Here is a 16190-nt window from a genome sequence, read left to right on the forward strand (position 1 = left end):
TTTTAGCTACAATAATTTCAAAAGGAGTTTACCATGCTTAAAAAAACAAAAATTGTAGCCACAGTAGGTCCAGCAAGTGAAAAGGAAGAAATTCTACGCCAAATGATTATCAATGGTGTAAATGTTTTCCGTTTAAACTTTTCTCATGGAACACATGAGTATCATAAAAAAAACTTAGATACCATAAGAAGAGTAGCTAAAGAATTGCATACTCGTATTGGAATTTTACAAGACATTAGTGGTCCTAAAATTCGTACAGGTGAACTTAAAGAACCATTTGAATTAAAAAAGGGTGATAGACTTGATTTTTATCGTGAAACAATTTTAGGGGAGAAGATTGCTCAAAATCATTATAAAATCAGTATCAATCAAAAATCCATTTTAGATATGTTAAAAATTGATGAATATATTTATCTGTATGATGGATCAATTCGTGCTAAAGTACTAAATATAGATAATCAAAAAATTGAAACCATTATAGAAAATGATGGTTTTTTAAACTCAAATAAAGGTATTAATTTTCCGAATACTAAAATCAATATTGATGTTATTACACAAAAAGATAAAAATGATTTACTTTGGGGTATAAAAAATGAAGTAGATTTTTTAGCAATATCTTTCGTGCAAAATGCGCACGATATTGATGAAGTTCGTGAAATTTTAGCACAAAATAACGCAAAAATATCTATTTTTGCAAAAATTGAAAAATTTGATGCAGTAGAAAATATTGATGAGATTATTAAATCTAGCGATGGTATAATGGTTGCAAGAGGAGACTTAGGTATTGAAGTACCTTATTATAAAGTTCCTAATATCCAAAAAGAAATTATACAAAAAGCAAACAATGCCTCTAAGCCTGTTATTACTGCGACTCAGATGCTTTTTTCATTAGCCAAAAGCAAAACCGCCACAAGAGCTGAAATTTCAGATGTTGCAAATGCTGTTTTAGATGGAACAGATGCAGTAATGCTAAGTGAAGAAAGCGCCGTTGGTATAGATCCTGCAAACGCTGTTGATATAATGTGCCAAACTATAATAGAAACAGAAAAACGCTATCCATATAACAAATTTAATGATTTTAATGATTTAGACAATACAGATAAAATCATGCGTTCTTCAGCTCATCTTGCAACAGATCTTAACTCTGATGCTATTTTTTCTTTAACAAGTAGCGGAAAATCTGCTATTAAGATTGCAAGATATCGCCCAAATATAGAAATCATAGCAGTAGGGCATTCTGAAAAAACCTTAAACTCTTTAAGTATAGTTTGGGGAGTTAATCCTGCGATTTTGGTTAACAAGAGTAATGAACTTACAGAATTATTAAAAGACTCTGTAAGATCAAGTGTTGAAAAAGGTTTTATGGATGAAGACAAATGCTATCTTCTAACTGCAGGCTTTCCAACAGGAGTAGAAGGTACTAGCAATCTTATCCGCATTCTCAATAAAGAGCAAATTGCTTATTATCTACAATAAAACATTAAATTCCTTTGAAAATAAGGAATTTAATGTTCTTATAAATTTTTTAAGTCAAAAGTCGATATAAATTAAAGCCTCACACAAAGGAGCAAATATGCAAGTGAATACTTTTTCAAATATCGCTAGCATGGCACAAACACAAGTTAGCAATAAGAAGGCAGATGATGCTAAGGAAAACACAAAAGACAAAAATGTTCAAAGTGCTAATTCTAGCAAGGATGTAGATAAAAATACCCTTGAAAAATTAAATGCACTTGGTGGAAAGGGCATTACACAAATTTACCTAGTTCAATTTCAACAGCAAACAATGAATGCTGTAATAGGTTCGAGCAATGCCCAAACTGGACTAGATAGTCTTTTAAATGGTGCCAATTTAGATACTGCGAAATCTATACTTACAAATATTGATTTTGCATCCTTAGGCTACAGTGGCAAAAATCCACTTGATATGAATACAGATGAACTTCAACAACTTGTAAGTGAAAATGGTTTTTTTGGAGTGGAAAATACAGCCAATCGCATCGCGGATTTTGTTATTAAAGGCGGTGGCGACGATGTTGAAAAATTGAAAAAAGGTCTTGAAGGTATGAAAAAAGGATTTGAGCAAGCAGAAAAAATGTGGGGCGGAGAACTTCCTCAAATCAGTCAAAATACAATAGATGCGGCACTTAAAAAAGTTAGCGATCGCATTGATGAACTAGGCGGAAAAACTCTAGATCTTCAAGCTTAACTAAAAATGCTTAGAAATTTCTAAGCATTTTTAGTTGTTATTAATATCAAAAGTAAAAAATTCACTCTTAAAATTATTAGGTAAAGTTTTATACTGAGATATCGCAGCTTCATAGTTCTTTACTTCTTGATACAACATACCAAGAGCTGCTTTACTCTCTTTGTTATTTTTATCTGTAAGTTTAGAAAGCTGCAAAAGCGCTATAGCTGAATTTGGATTATTTGCACCTACGGCTGCTACGGCTGCTAAAAATAAAGTTTTAGTATCTTTAGCTCCATAATCATCAATCAAAGAATTATAAAGCGCATAAGCCTCCTCGTATTGCTGTGCAAAAATATCCAAATAAGCTAAAGTTTGTAAAATACCCTCATCTTTTGCTCCTGAAACATTAATCAACTCTTTAAATTTCTGTCTTTCTAAATTTAAAAGCCCTGCAATATGCATTAAATTAACATAAAATTCCCTAGCTATATTTGGCCCACCAAAAACACTACGATAATCAAGTTTTAAATTTTTAAAATGAATTTGAGCATTTTGAGCATATTCTTTAATATTTAAATTTGAATTTAAAGAATTAAAATACAAAATATTTGTCAAAATATCTTCAGGCAACTCTGAACGCAATTTAGCAATTTTCACATCTACTTGATTATTAAGGTTATTATTTTTAGCAACAATAGCTTCAAAAATCAAACTCAAAGGCGTGTCTTTTTTTGTTTCATCTAAATAAGGAAGCATAGAAATATAATTATTATTAACTAAAAACAACATACTTTTTTGCATATTAGCTTTAAAATTAGAATCAGCAGCTATATTATCAAGAATTTCATTGTAAAGTTTAGTTGTATCAATATCAATTAATTTTGCACAAAACATAGCAAAAGCACCTGCTAAGTAATTTTTAGGATTAAGATGATATGAACTTGAAAAATGCTTATAAGCAAGTTCATAATTTTGCATTTGGGCATAGGTTAAAGCCAAATTATAATGTAAAATACTATGTTCTGGATAATCCTTGATAAGTTTTTGAAATTCTTGGTTAGCAAGGCGTAACTTCTGATTTAATGCATAGTTAATAATATTGGCAATTTTTACATTGGTAGATGAAAGAGCTTTGCTTGCATTAAGATAAATTCCCGCATCAGTACTATCATCTACGAAATCTGTAACATTAGCTTTTTTAATATACAAAGCAGCCTGCTTACTATCAAACACTTGATAAGGTGCAAAATAAAAAAGTAAATCGAATTGATCTTTTTGTTTTTTTAACAAATCTTTTGAAAAAGAATTTTGAGCAACTGCTATATTAAAAAGATCCTTATTTAAACGAACTTGAATTTTATAAGTATCTAAAATCTTATATCTATCTTTATCATTATCATAAGAATTTTGCAAGCGTGCTAACATATCTTGATAATTTCCTGTTTTAATATCAACCAATGTCAAAGCCGCCAAACTCTGATTAAAATCTCTTTCAATTTTCATCGCTGTACTTAAAGCGACTTTAGCTTTAGCATATTCTCCTATTCTAGCATATAAAAGACCTAAAGATAAACTAGATTCAAAATTGCCTTGAGAATTTAATTGCTGTATAGCCTTGGAATCAAAGTCCATTTTTGCATAAATTTTAGCAGACAAATACTTTGCAACATCAGAATACGGCTCCACATCTGTTCTTTGCAACATTTGTAAGGCCTCAGGGTAATATCCTTTGTAATAATTAATCAAGCTTAAATAATAATCATATAATTTTGATTTTCCTTCTTTTGGAAGATACACTTGAGCTAAATCAATATAATATCTAAATTTTTCCTTATCATTAAGCTTTAAAGCACAAACAGCAGCATTGATAGCAGCTACACTTTGATTTTCTCCATTGGCTATAGCTTTCTTGAAGCTTTCAAAAGCTTCTTGGAATTTATTCTCATTCATTTGAGAAACGCCTAAATTATAATTAGATAAAGATTCATTATATACGGCAACTTGCTCATAAACTTTTAAAGCCTGTTCAACCTCACCCTTTAAATATAAAGCATTTGCTTTTTGGATCATACCATCAATTCTTTGCATATCATTGTATTTATATGATTCATCAGGCATAACAACAGGTTGTTCTAAAGGCTTAGAAGCTATAATATCTGGTTTAATTTTTCCTTCACTAAAAGTTAAATAAAAAAGTGTAAAAACTAAAATACAAATAATCCCCAAAGATAAACCCACAAGAGACATAAACTTACGATCTTTATACCAAGGCGTAGGCTCTTGACTTTCAACTTCTTCAAAAGTTGATACATCTTCAGGCGCACTTTCTCTTGTAAATTTAAAACCACTTTCACTATTTTCTTGAGGTAATTCTTCTGGCAATGATGCAAATTCTTCATCTTCTGGAGCTTGCCCCTCTTGCCCTTTAAATCCCTCTAAACTCTCATCAAGTCTTGGTTGATTTAAGCCATCTTCGGGTTTTTCTAGTATTATATCTTCTTGTTCAGCCATCTATACTCTTTAAAAATATTTTTTCAAAACATCAGGAATATGAATTTTTCCTTCTTTGTCTTGATAATTTTCCATAATCGCTACCAAGGTTCTTCCTACTGCCAAAGATGAGCCATTAAGAGTGTGGACGAGTTCATTTTTTCCTTGTTCGTTTTTATAGCGAATTTTAGCGCGTCTTGCTTGAAAATCACGACAATTTGAAACCGAGCTGATCTCACGATATTTATTTTGTCCGGGAAGCCACACTTCAAGATCTACAGTTTTTGCCGCACTAAAACCCAAATCTCCAGTGCAAAGCATCAAATGTCTATGCGCTAAACCTAAAGAACTGAGTAAATCACTTGCACACTCAAGCATTTCATTAAACACGCTATCACTTTGCTCAGGTTTAGTGATACTTACAAGCTCTACTTTTTCAAACTGGTGTTGTCTTATAATACCTCTTGTATCACGCCCTGCACTGCCTGCTTCTTTTCTAAAACAAGCGCTATAACAAGTCATTTTTATAGGTAAAGTTTCACTAGCTAAAATTTCTCCGCTGTAAAGATTGGTTACTGGAATTTCAGAAGTTGAGATTAAATACAAATCCTCATCATCTACCTTATACATATCTTCTTTAAATTTTGGCAACTGACCTGTCCCAAACATAGTAGCACCATTTACCAAAAAAGGTACATTAACAAATTCAAATCCACGACTTCTATTAAAATCTATCATATAATTTACCAAAGCACGGCTTAATAAAGCTCCTTCGTTCTTAAGCACACAAAAACGGCTTTGTGAAATTTTCACCCCACGCACAAAATCAAGCCAATTTAAACTCTCTCCTAATTCAAAATGCTCTTTTGGAGTAAAATCAAAGCTAGGTGGATTTAAAACTTTTTTAAGCTCCACATTTTCATCTTCGTCTTCACCCACAGGCACAGACTCATCAGGGATATTTGGGATGGCATGAGCGATTTCTTCAAGCTCATTTTCTAAAGCATTTACTTTAGCGCTTTGCTCATTAATTTTGCTTTTATTTTCGCTTAATTTTGCTTTTAAATTTTCTTTATCTTCGGCTGTAGCAAGCTCTTTGCTGAATTTATTTTGAAAAGCTTGAAATTCTTCTAAAGCTGTTTTTTCTTTTTTTAAACTTGCAAACAGTTCAGCAAGTTTTTTTAAAATATTTTCATCAACTTTTTTATTTTTTAACTTTTTAGCCACTTCATCAAAATTATTTTGCAAATTTTTTAAATCTAGCATTTTCTACTCCTTAAAGTCCGATTTTTTCATAAATTTTTTGCATTTTTTCTTGGGCGATTTTTCTTGCTTTGGTTGCACCAAAATCTAAAATTTCTTTTAAATGTGAAGGCTTTTCTAAAAGCTCATTGTATTTTTCTCTCGCTTCTTTAAAATAAACATTTACAAGCTCGTTTAAATACATTTTAAAATGTCCATAACCCTCGCCACCTTTTTCATAGCGTATTTGCAATTCTTTTTGCTCTGCTTCATCTAAAAAAAGCTTTGCGATTTTAAAAACATTGCAGTTTTCATGATCTTTTGGATCTTCTAAAGCGGTACTATCTGTAACTATGGAAGAAATTTGTTTTTTTAAGGTTTTTTCACTGCTAAAAATATCTATAGTATTTTGATAAGATTTACTCATTTTTGCCCCATCAGTGCCTACAACTACAGCTACTTCTTCATTAACTCTCGCTTCTGGAAGGGTAAAAATTTCACCCCATTCATTATTAACTTTTAAGGCAATATCGCGTGCGATTTCAACATGCTGGATTTGATCTTTTCCTACAGGGACAATTTGTGTATCAAAAAGCAAAATATCTGCCGCCATTAAAACAGGATAAGAAAAAAGTCCGTGTGAAGCACTAAGCCCCTTAGCAACTTTATCCTTATAACTATGCGCACGCTCTAATAAACCCATAGGAGTAAATTGCGATAAAATCCAATAAAGCTCCATAACTTCCTTAACATCACTTTGCAACCAAAAAACGCTCTTTTGTGGATCTATACCAAGGCTTAAAAAAGCCGCAGCAGCTTTTAAGGAATTTTGTTGAATTTTTTCTCCATCTTGAGAAGAAGTCATGGCATGATAATTAGCAATAAACATAAACATTTGGCTTTTTTCTTGCGCATCTACCATTTGTTTAATCGCACCAAAATAATTACCTATATGCAAATCGCCACTTGGCTGAAGGCCTGTTAATACTCTCATTTTATCACCTTTTTAATCTCGCTTAAAAGCTCATCTATATTTTTATTTTCTATATTTAAAACAAAATTTGCCTTTTGTTCATACTTGCTTAAACGCTCATTATATAATTTTTTTGCTTTAATTTCATCATAAAATAAAGGTCTTTTAGAAATTTCATTTTCATCTAAACGCTTTTTTAAATATTCAAAATCTGCTTTTAAATAAATACAAAAACCTGCTTTTTCTAAATTTGAAACATTAACAAAGCCCCCACCTGTAGCAATACAAGTTTTCTCACAAGAACTAAAAAAATCAGCCATTTTTTGCTCTTGTTCTCTAAAAAAATTCTCCCCTTTTTGCACAAAAATTTCACTGACTTTTTGATTAAATTTTTGTTCTATTAAAAAATCACTATCTAAAAAAACAAGATCTAAATCCTTAGCTAAAGCTCTTGCTAAAGTGCTTTTTCCAGAACCCATAAATCCTATAAAAACGATATTTTTAACTTTCATCATTTTCTTTACTGCCCTTTTTACGCGAAGCAATCACTAAAGGCACACCTTCGAAATTAAATTCTTTTCTGATTTGATTTTGCAAATAACGCTTGTAGCTAAAATGCAAGGCCTTAGGACGATTCATAATAAGTGCAATTTTTGGCGGTGCTAAGTCATATTGTACTGCATAATAAATTTTAACCAATTTCCCATAATCATGCGGCAAAGGATGTGCTCTTGTGGCATTTTCTATCAAGGTATTAAGCTTAGAAGTTTGGATTTTTTGAGTAAAATTTTCAAAAATTTGCAAAATTTTATCGAGTAAAACATGCACCCTTTTTCCACTTAAAGCTGATACACTAATCACGGGTGCGTAAGCTAGAAATTTAAAACGATCAAGACGCAATTCTTTTACAGTCTTATCAAAATCCATCTCACTTTTATCCCATTTATTTAAAACAATAATCACACCCAAATAATGCTTAGCCACAAGCCCAGCAATGCGTTCATCAAGCTCGTTAAAGCCCTCATGCGCATCTAAAACCAAAAGTGCTATTTGAGAATGAGATAAAATTTTTTCCGTGCGATTTAGTGCAAAGCGTTCTAGTCCTTGAATTTTACCCCTTTTTCTAATACCTGCAGTATCAACAAATTCTATCACTTTATCTTTATGAACTACACTTTCATTAACAGGATCTATAGTAGTTCCTGCGATAGAACTTACAACACTGCGTTCTTGCTTAACCAAAGCATTTAAAAGACTTGATTTTCCAACATTTACACGCCCTACAATACCCACTCTGATATGATTTTGATCAACTTCTTTAAATTGAAATTCTTTTCCTTCTTCATAATGCTCTAAAAAATCTTCTAAATTTTCTTCTTCATCGGGGATTAAAAACTCTTCATGTAAAAATTTTCCAAGCCATTCATAAAGTTCATCTAAGCCTACATTATGAGTTACTGAAAGATTAAAGATTTCCTTTACGCCAAAATTTGCAAACTCCCAAGCCCTTTCTTCATCTTTTTTATTATCTACTTTATTAATCACTAAGGCTATAGGTTTTCCAAGTTTTTTTAAAGAATAAAAAAACTGTCTATCCTCATCATCAGGCGCTAATTTCCCATCAACTAGATAAAGTATGATATCGCTTTCTTTAGCTACTTTTAAAGTGTTTTTTTTCACATTTTTAAAAAGTTCATCACTTTCATCAAGCCCCCCGCTATCAATAAGCATGGCTTTTTTTGAATGAATATGAATTTCTGTTTTATTTGTATCCCTAGTTGTGCCTGAAATATCACTTGTAATAGCTATTCTTTGTCTTGCCATTCTATTAAAAAGACTTGATTTTCCCACATTTGGCTTGCCTATAAGTATGATGCTTTGCATTTTTTTCCTAGAAAATTATATTTTTAAAATTATATAAAATTTGGCTTAATATTAAGCAAAAAAAGACTAGAATTAACCCAGATTTTAGTCAAGGAAAAAAATGCTAAAAATAATCAAGCATAATTTAGGAATTTATTTCATGATTTTAGCATGTTTGGATTTTGCACTTATGGGAGCTTGTGCAAAAATTCTTAGCAAGGAAATGAGTTCTATAGAAATTATGTTTTTTAGAAATATCATAGGAATTTTTTTTATAGTCTATCTTTTAAAACGATCTAAGGCACATAAAGAAGGGGGACATTTTTGGCTCTTGGTATTTCGTGGAGTAGTAGGCACGCTTTCACTATATATGTTTTTCTATAATGTTTCAAATATTACACTAGGTGGAGCTTTTGCTTTTCAAAAAACTGCTCCTATTTTTATTACTTTAATAGCTTTTGTTGTTTTTAAAGAAAATATTGGCATCAAAGGCTGGATAGGAATTTTAATAGCATTTGGCGGAGTGCTTTTAATCGCTCAGCCTTGGGCTCATAATTTAAATCATTCAGGCTTTGATTTAAAAAATTCAGTTATAGGTATCACGAGTGGATTTTTAGCCGCTTTAGCTCTTACAAGTGTAAGAGAACTTAGAAAATCTTACACTACAGAACAAATTGCCTTTTCTTTTATCCTTTTAGGAACCTTAATGCCTTTAATTTCTATGATCAGTGCTGAATTTTTTGAACCACAGCATCTTGATTCTTTACATTTAGATTTCATTCTAGCACCTTTTGTGATGCCAAGTCTTACAGCTTGGCTTATCATTGCCATTATGGGAACTTTAGGTACCATTTATCAAATTCATGTCACCAAAGCTTATGGTATCGCTAAACAAGCAGGAGTGGTTGCTGGGGTTAGTTATCTTGATGTAGTATTTAGTATGATAGTTGGGATAATTTTAGGAGATAATTTACCAAGTACTATGGTTTTTTTAGGTATAATAGGCATTATTTTTGGTGGATTAATTTTAGTTAAGAACAAAGGAAAAAAATGAAAAAAATGATACTCATTGCTGGTCCTTGTGTCATAGAAAGCAAAGATTTGATTTTTAAAGTTGCTGAACAGTTAAAAAATTTTAATGAAAATCCAAATATAGAATTTTATTTCAAATCAAGTTTTGATAAGGCCAATCGCACAAGTATTAATTCTTTTCGAGGTCCTGGCCTTGAAGAAGGATTAAAAATTTTACAAAGCGTAAAAGATGAATTTGGTATGAAAATCTTAACCGATATACACGAAAGCAATCAAGCAAACCCTGTAAGTGAAGTAGCTAATGTCTTGCAAATTCCTGCTTTTTTATGCCGTCAAACCGATTTACTTGTAGCCGCAGCAAAAACTAAGGCAAAAGTTAATATCAAAAAAGGACAATTTTTAAACCCAAGCGATATCAAATACAGCGTTAAAAAAATTCTACAAACCCGTGGCATAGAAGATGAAGGCTATGAAGCTGCTCAAAAAAATGGTGTTTTTGTAGCTGAAAGAGGAGCTAGCTTTGGCTATGGAAATCTAGTAGTAGATATGCGTTCTTTAGTTATCATGCGTGAATTTGCTCCAGTTATTTTTGATGCTACCCATAGTGTACAAATGCCAGGGGCTGCAGGTGGAAGTAGCGGAGGAAAAAGCGAATTTGTAGAACCTTTAGCAAGAGCGGCAGCAGCCGTAGGCATAGATGGCTTTTTCTTTGAAACACATATTAATCCTTGCGAGGCTTTATGCGATGGACCTAATATGCTTGATCTTACACGCCTTAAAAATTGCGTTAATACATTACTAGAAATACAAAATATCATAAAGGAAAACAAATGAATATTATTGAAGGAAAATTAAATTTAGACTCAAATACAAAAATTGCTATCATTAATGCAAGATTTAACCATATCATCACAGATCGCCTTGTAGAAGGAGCAAAAGATGCTTTTTTAAGACACGGAGGCAAAGAGGAAAATCTAAGCCTTATACTTGTTCCTGGTGCTTTTGAGCTTCCGTATGCGTTAAAAAAAGCTATAGAAAGCAAAAAATTTGATGCAATTTGTTGCGTAGGTGCAGTAATTCGTGGCTCAACTCCGCATTTTGACTATGTTTCAGCAGAAACTACCAAAGGCATAGCCAATGTGAGTTTAAATCATAATATCCCTGTAAGCTTTGGTGTTTTAACTACAGATACAATAGAACAAGCCATAGAAAGAGCTGGAAGCAAGGCAGGTAATAAAGGCTTTGAAGCTATGGCAACTGTAATTGAGATGTTAAATTTAAGCAAGGAGCTTTAATGGCAACGCGTCATCAAGTTCGCCAAAGCGTCATCTCCTTACTTTATGCTTTTGAATTAAATTCTCAAAACAACGTTTTTGTAGATGAAATTTTAGATGAAAAAAAAATACGCAATGAACAAAAAAATTTTACTTTAAATTTATATCATGGAATTTTAGATAATTTAAACAATATTGATGAAACCTTAAATTCATTTCTAAATGATAATCAAATTACAGCTTTAGGACATGTAGAAAGAGCTATACTAAGACTTGGAGCTTATGAGTTACTTTTTACCGATACTCCTAGTGCCATTGTTATCAATGAAGCTATAGAACTTGCCAAAGAACTTGCTAATGACAATTCTCCAAAATTTATAAATGGAGTTTTAGATGCCTTAATAAAGGCTAAAAAATGAAGCTTTGTGTCGCACTTGATCTTTCTACAAAAGAAGAATGCTTACAACTTGCTAAAGAATTAAAAAATTTAGACATATGGTTAAAAGTAGGTTTAAGAGCATATTTAAGAGATGGTTTTAAATTCATAGAAGAACTTAAAAAAGTTGATGATTTTAAAATATTTCTTGATCTTAAAATTCATGATATTCCCAACACTATGGCAGATGCTTGCGAAGAAATATCAAAACTTGGTGTTGATATGATCAATATCCACGCAAGTGCTGGAAAAATAGCCATGCAAGAAGTTATGACACGGCTTAGCAAATTTTCAAAAAGACCATTAGTTTTAGCAGTTTCTGCTCTTACGAGTTTTGATGAAGAAAATTTCTTTAGTATTTATAGACAAAAAATCGAAGAAGCTGTAATTAATTTTTCAAAAATATCCTATGAAAATAGACTTGATGGTATGGTATGCTCTGTTTTTGAAAGTAAAATCATCAAAGAACACACCCAAAGAAATTTCTTAACTCTCACTCCAGGAATTCGTCCATTTGGAGAGAAAAATGATGATCAAAAACGCGTCGCTAATTTAACAATGGCTAGAGAAAATTTAAGCGATTTTATAGTAGTTGGACGCCCTATTTATAAAGATAATAACCCTAGAAAAATTTGTGAAAAAATTCTACAAGAAATTTAATAATCATTATCCTTGTTATATTTTAATAATAAAAATTTTTAATAAGGAAAAATTATGATTATAACTCCTGAGAATTTATATAAAAAAAGAAGAGATTTTTTAAAACTTGGAGCAGGTGCTTTAATAAGTTCAAGCGTGCTTACTTCTAAACTATCTGCTTTAAATTTCACAAACGATACTAATCCAAACAAACTTGAAATCAGCGATGAAGAACTGGCTACAAATTATGTTAATTTTTATGAATTTTCAACAGACAAAAAAAAGGCTGTATCATTAGCACAAAATTTCAACACTCAAAATTGGAAAATCGATATCAGTGGAGAAATAGAAAAACCTTTAACTCTAAGCATGGAAGATATTTTAAAATTCCCTCTAGAAGAAAGAATTTATCGTTTTCGCTGTGTTGAAACTTGGTCTATGGTGGTACCTTGGGTAGGCTTTGAATTGCGTCGTTTGATTGAAATGGCAAAGCCTACAAGCAAAGCAAAATTTGTTAAATTTACCACTCTTTTAGATAAGAGTCAATTTCCCGATCAAGACGCTTTATTTCCAACTATAGACTATCCTTATGTAGAAGGACTTCGCATGGATGAAGCTATGCATCCTCTTACCTTGCTTGCAGTAGGAATGTATAAAAAAGCCTTAAAGCCTCAAAATGGCGCTCCAATACGCCTTGTTGTTCCTTGGAAATATGGCTTTAAAAGTATTAAATCCATAGTTAAAATAGAATTTACCAAAGAACAGCCTAAATCCACTTGGGAAAGTTACGCTCCAAACGAATATGGTTTTTATGCCAATGTCAATCCTAATGTCTCTCATCCTAGATGGTCTCAAGCTAACGAGAGGACTTTAGGAGATTTCTTTACCAAGCCTACTTTAATGTTTAATGGCTATGAAAAAGAAGTAGCAAGTTTATATAAAAACATGGACTTGAAAGTGAATTTTTAATGCAAACAAAATACTTTAAATTTCTTGCTTATTTTAGCTTTATCATAAGTTTAATCTATGGCTTTTATCATATCATAAAAGCCTTTGATTTTGTAAAAGAAGCCTATATTTACACCGGAATATTTGCTTTGATCTTTTTAAATTTAAGTCTTTTATTTTCTTTGCTTAAATTTAAAAAAACAAAAAATTATCCTAAAATTTTAGGTATTTTTGCAACTTTTTGGGCGATTTTACACTTTTTAAATTATTTTATTTTTGATAGAAATGCTCAAATTTTAAGGCTTTTTGATGATATTTCACATCGTTTATTAGAAGTAAGTGGATTTATCGCATTTTTAATCATATTTTTAATGCTTTTAAGTTCTTTTAAAATCTTTAAAAAACTTAGTAAAATTAGAAAACTAGGATATTTAAGCTTAGTTTTGGCAAGTTATCATTATTTTTTAACTCCAAAAGTTCCTATGTTTTGGGAATGGAGTACTTTAATTGTAGCTTTGTTTTATTTTATAGTTCGCTATACAAAAACATTAAAAAAGTTAAAATCCAACAATCTTACTTTTATCAAAACTTGAATTTAATTCTTTTTGTATGCTTTCTATAAAATCTTGCATTTTAAAAACCCCATCTTGTGATACAGCTACTTTCAAAGCTGTATTCTTCACCACCATTAAAATTTGTGCTCCACTTAATTCATAATTTGATAAAATATTTATATCAAAATCTTTTTCAAATAATGCTTTTTTAGGTAGAAATTTTTCCCAAATTTTAAGCCTATCTTTAAAATCAGGTTTTTTAAATTCTATCTTATAATCAAATCTTCTTGAAAATGCACTATCTAAGCTTTCTAAAAAATTTGTCGTAGCGATAATCACACCGCTAAAACGCTCAATTTGCTCTAAGAATATATTTTGCATTTGATTATGCATTTTATCGCTACCACTACTTCCATCTACACGCGTACTTAAAAACTGATCGGCTTCATTGAGAAGTAAAATAGGACTTTGTTTGCAAGTTTGCACGATATTTTTATAGGTATCAAAAATTTTTCTTACATTTTGCTCACTCTCTCCAACCCATTTGCTCAAAATTTTAGAACAGTCAAAACTAAGAACAGATTTTTTCATTGATTTAGCCATAGCTAAAGCTGACATAGTTTTTCCAGTACCAGCAGGACCATAAAAAATAATTTTAGCTTCTATATTTTTATTACTCTTTATACCCCAAGAATGAAGTCTTTCTAGGACTTTTTTATCTTGTTGTTTTAAAATATTTTCTAAAAGCTCTTTTGTATTTTCAGGCATAATAATATCATTGATATCAGTGCTTGGTTCTATAAGCTCAAAAATATCCTGATCTTTTAAAACACTTTCAATTTTGATTTTTTTACTTTGTTTTGGTTCAAAATTTATAATTCTTTGTAAAATTTCATCAATAATAAAAAAACTTTTAGAAATATCTCCAAAAGCATTTAAATATTCATCATACTCGATTAAGTTTAAAAGAGGAGCATTTTCTTGTAATAGTTTTTTATTTTTATGCCTTTCTAAATCATTTTCACTGATTAAAGAAAGTAAAGAATTCATTTCTCTAGAAATCGAACTTTCATTACTTAAGGCGTATTCTTCTTTTAAAAGTGCTAGAAAAATAATTTGTTCTTTATGTTCAAGATTGTATTCTTTAAAAATATCAGCCAATACATTATAAAATTTACTTTTTTTTAGTCTTTCTTTGATATGTTTTTCATAAAGTTTAATTTGATTTTTTATTTCACTATTATAAGCACTTTTTTGTATAAAACTTAATCTTTCGTATAATTGAATACGCACAAATTCATCTTTTAAATATTCTAAATAATCTGCATAAGCCTCTTGTTTCTCAAAGTTTAAACGAGGTTTTGCTTCTAAAAATTCTAAAAAATATTCACTTAGACTAAGCTCGCTTTGCAATAAGGCAAGAGTTAATGTTTGAGTTTTATTATTTTCTAAACTTTTAAAAAAACTCGAATTTTGATTTACAAAACCTCTTTCGATAAGTTTTTTTAAATCCTCCAAAGCATCAAGATAAAGATACTTATCATTTCCAAAAACTGTCGATAATAAAGTAAAGGCATTGATAGAAGAAATAGAAACGACATAATTTCTACAGAGCTCTCTAAGAATCAAAGCCTCATTTTTAGCACACTTAAGCTCTTTATAAATTTGGGTATCTTCTATATTTTTCAAACTTAAAAAATTTTTTAATTTTTCCATTATTTTTTAAATTCCTTAAGCTCATCTTCGTTAAATTCTACGCAAATATTTTCATCTAAAAAATGACCTTCAAAAGGTAGATAACAAATTTTTAGTTTTCCATTATTAAGCAAAAAATTATTATTAAATTGTAAATTTTGCAGATCTTCAAAACACTCATCACATGTATTTTTAAGCTTCTCATGTAAAAGATTTTGAAATTTTTTATTTTCAGTATTATACAAATCATTTAGTTTTACAAATGCGTGAGCATTAATATCATAAACAAAATTATTTAACTCTAAAATAGCACGACTCATACCATCTTCATAAAAATAATACCATTCTTCAAAACTAATTTTTCCATCTTGTAAAAAAATAGGTTTTTGGCGAATTTGTTCAAAACTAAATACACCCTTATGAACAGGATGAAATTCTTTAAAATCATCATTAAAACCTATAAAATCAAGACTACGCTTTATACGAATGCCATCTTGCGTTTCAACAAGTTCTAAAGTAGTTGTTCCTAAATTTTCTCCTTGAAAATTTTTATTATCATATGTAAGCATTTTAGAAGAATTGATTTTATATTTTTTACGCTCATCCTGCCAAAAATCATTTGTCTTAACGAGCGGAATCTCTAAATTTCCATTTATATCATCAATAATTAAAAAACTAGAACTTGTTTGATTTTTATCCCTGTCAAAAAGTGGAGTCATAGGTGCATTATCATAAACTATGGCAAAAATTTCTTTATCCTGCAAATGATAAAAATACAATTCACCTTTATAAACTTGTGCTAAAGCTAGATTGACAAAGCAAAATACCAGTAAAAAAAATTTCAAACTCTATC

Annotated in this window: 15 protein-coding genes and 1 pseudogene; 9 read left to right on the plus strand and 7 right to left on the minus strand. The window is 30.5% G+C overall.

Annotated elements, in window-relative coordinates:
* Positions 1-33 precede the first annotated feature (33 nt).
* Both pyk and AJ932_RS00860 read left to right on the plus strand, forming a co-directional pair.
* On the plus strand, positions 34-1476 hold the full coding sequence (gene pyk, locus AJ932_RS00855; RefSeq protein ID WP_070276417.1) for a pyruvate kinase: 1443 nt from the start codon (positions 34-36) through the stop codon (positions 1474-1476).
* A 97-nt stretch (positions 1477-1573) separates the two neighbouring features.
* The gene (locus AJ932_RS00860; protein ID WP_070276415.1) at positions 1574-2209 is read left to right on the plus strand and encodes a hypothetical protein; all 636 of its coding nucleotides are present in this window, start codon (positions 1574-1576) and stop codon (positions 2207-2209) included.
* Between the two features lie 30 nt (positions 2210-2239).
* On the opposite strand, the gene pflB is transcribed toward AJ932_RS00860, so the two are convergent.
* The 5 genes from pflB to der are packed head-to-tail and all read right to left on the minus strand — an operon-like array spanning position 2240 to position 8780.
* The gene (gene pflB, locus AJ932_RS00865; protein WP_070278293.1) at positions 2240-4702 is read right to left on the minus strand and encodes a motility protein PflB; all 2463 of its coding nucleotides are present in this window, start codon (positions 4700-4702) and stop codon (positions 2240-2242) included.
* 9 nt (positions 4703-4711) lie between these two features.
* Positions 4712-5947: a serine--tRNA ligase gene (gene serS, locus AJ932_RS00870; protein ID WP_070233640.1), complete on the minus strand. Its 1236-nt coding sequence runs from the start codon at positions 5945-5947 to the stop codon at positions 4712-4714.
* Between the two features lie 10 nt (positions 5948-5957).
* A complete protein-coding gene (gene trpS / locus AJ932_RS00875) occupies positions 5958-6917 on the minus strand; it encodes a tryptophan--tRNA ligase (protein WP_070233641.1) in 960 nt (319 codons plus the stop codon).
* Positions 6914-7411 (minus strand): shikimate kinase, encoded by a 498-nt coding sequence (locus tag AJ932_RS00880; protein WP_002861145.1) that lies wholly within the window; start codon positions 7409-7411, stop codon positions 6914-6916. The genes trpS and AJ932_RS00880 overlap by 4 nt, the downstream gene beginning before the upstream one ends.
* Positions 7398-8780 (minus strand): ribosome biogenesis GTPase Der, encoded by a 1383-nt coding sequence (gene der, locus AJ932_RS00885; RefSeq protein WP_002861144.1) that lies wholly within the window; start codon positions 8778-8780, stop codon positions 7398-7400. The genes AJ932_RS00880 and der overlap by 14 nt, the downstream gene beginning before the upstream one ends.
* Positions 8781-8880: 100 nt before the next feature.
* Here der and AJ932_RS00890 point away from each other — a divergent pair, with 100 nt between their 5' ends.
* The 7 genes and pseudogenes from AJ932_RS00890 (at position 8881) to AJ932_RS00920 (ending at position 13681) form a co-directional block, all read left to right on the plus strand.
* Complete coding sequence (locus AJ932_RS00890) at positions 8881-9813, plus strand: DMT family transporter (RefSeq protein WP_002861143.1); 933 nt, start codon at positions 8881-8883, stop codon at positions 9811-9813.
* A complete protein-coding gene (gene kdsA, locus AJ932_RS00895; RefSeq protein WP_053872456.1) occupies positions 9810-10625 on the plus strand; it encodes a 3-deoxy-8-phosphooctulonate synthase in 816 nt (271 codons plus the stop codon). Before AJ932_RS00890 ends, kdsA begins: the two co-directional genes overlap by 4 nt.
* The gene (ribE, locus tag AJ932_RS00900; protein WP_002870785.1) at positions 10622-11086 is read left to right on the plus strand and encodes a 6,7-dimethyl-8-ribityllumazine synthase; all 465 of its coding nucleotides are present in this window, start codon (positions 10622-10624) and stop codon (positions 11084-11086) included. Before kdsA ends, ribE begins: the two co-directional genes overlap by 4 nt.
* On the plus strand, positions 11086-11484 hold the full coding sequence (gene nusB, locus AJ932_RS00905; RefSeq protein WP_002854405.1) for a transcription antitermination factor NusB: 399 nt from the start codon (positions 11086-11088) through the stop codon (positions 11482-11484). The genes ribE and nusB overlap by 1 nt, the downstream gene beginning before the upstream one ends.
* Positions 11481-12158: pseudogene (pyrF, locus tag AJ932_RS00910) on the plus strand (orotidine-5'-phosphate decarboxylase); the annotation flags it as partial. The gene nusB and the pseudogene pyrF, both read left to right, overlap by 4 nt.
* 57 nt (positions 12159-12215) lie before the next feature.
* Complete coding sequence (gene msrP / locus AJ932_RS00915) at positions 12216-13109, plus strand: protein-methionine-sulfoxide reductase catalytic subunit MsrP (protein WP_044778516.1); 894 nt, start codon at positions 12216-12218, stop codon at positions 13107-13109.
* A complete protein-coding gene (locus tag AJ932_RS00920) occupies positions 13109-13681 on the plus strand; it encodes a ferric reductase-like transmembrane domain-containing protein (RefSeq protein ID WP_044778515.1) in 573 nt (190 codons plus the stop codon). Before msrP ends, AJ932_RS00920 begins: the two co-directional genes overlap by 1 nt.
* On the opposite strand, the gene AJ932_RS00925 is transcribed toward AJ932_RS00920, so the two are convergent.
* Both AJ932_RS00925 and AJ932_RS00930 read right to left on the minus strand, forming a co-directional pair.
* A complete protein-coding gene (locus AJ932_RS00925) occupies positions 13646-15358 on the minus strand; it encodes an AAA family ATPase (protein WP_044778513.1) in 1713 nt (570 codons plus the stop codon). The genes AJ932_RS00920 and AJ932_RS00925 overlap by 36 nt on opposite strands.
* Complete coding sequence (locus tag AJ932_RS00930) at positions 15358-16182, minus strand: hypothetical protein (protein WP_044778512.1); 825 nt, start codon at positions 16180-16182, stop codon at positions 15358-15360. The genes AJ932_RS00925 and AJ932_RS00930 overlap by 1 nt, the downstream gene beginning before the upstream one ends.
* Positions 16183-16190 lie beyond the last annotated feature (8 nt).

This window comes from Campylobacter sp. BCW_6873 (assembly GCF_001762365.1).
Classification (GTDB): Bacteria; Campylobacterota; Campylobacteria; order Campylobacterales; family Campylobacteraceae; genus Campylobacter_D; species Campylobacter_D jejuni.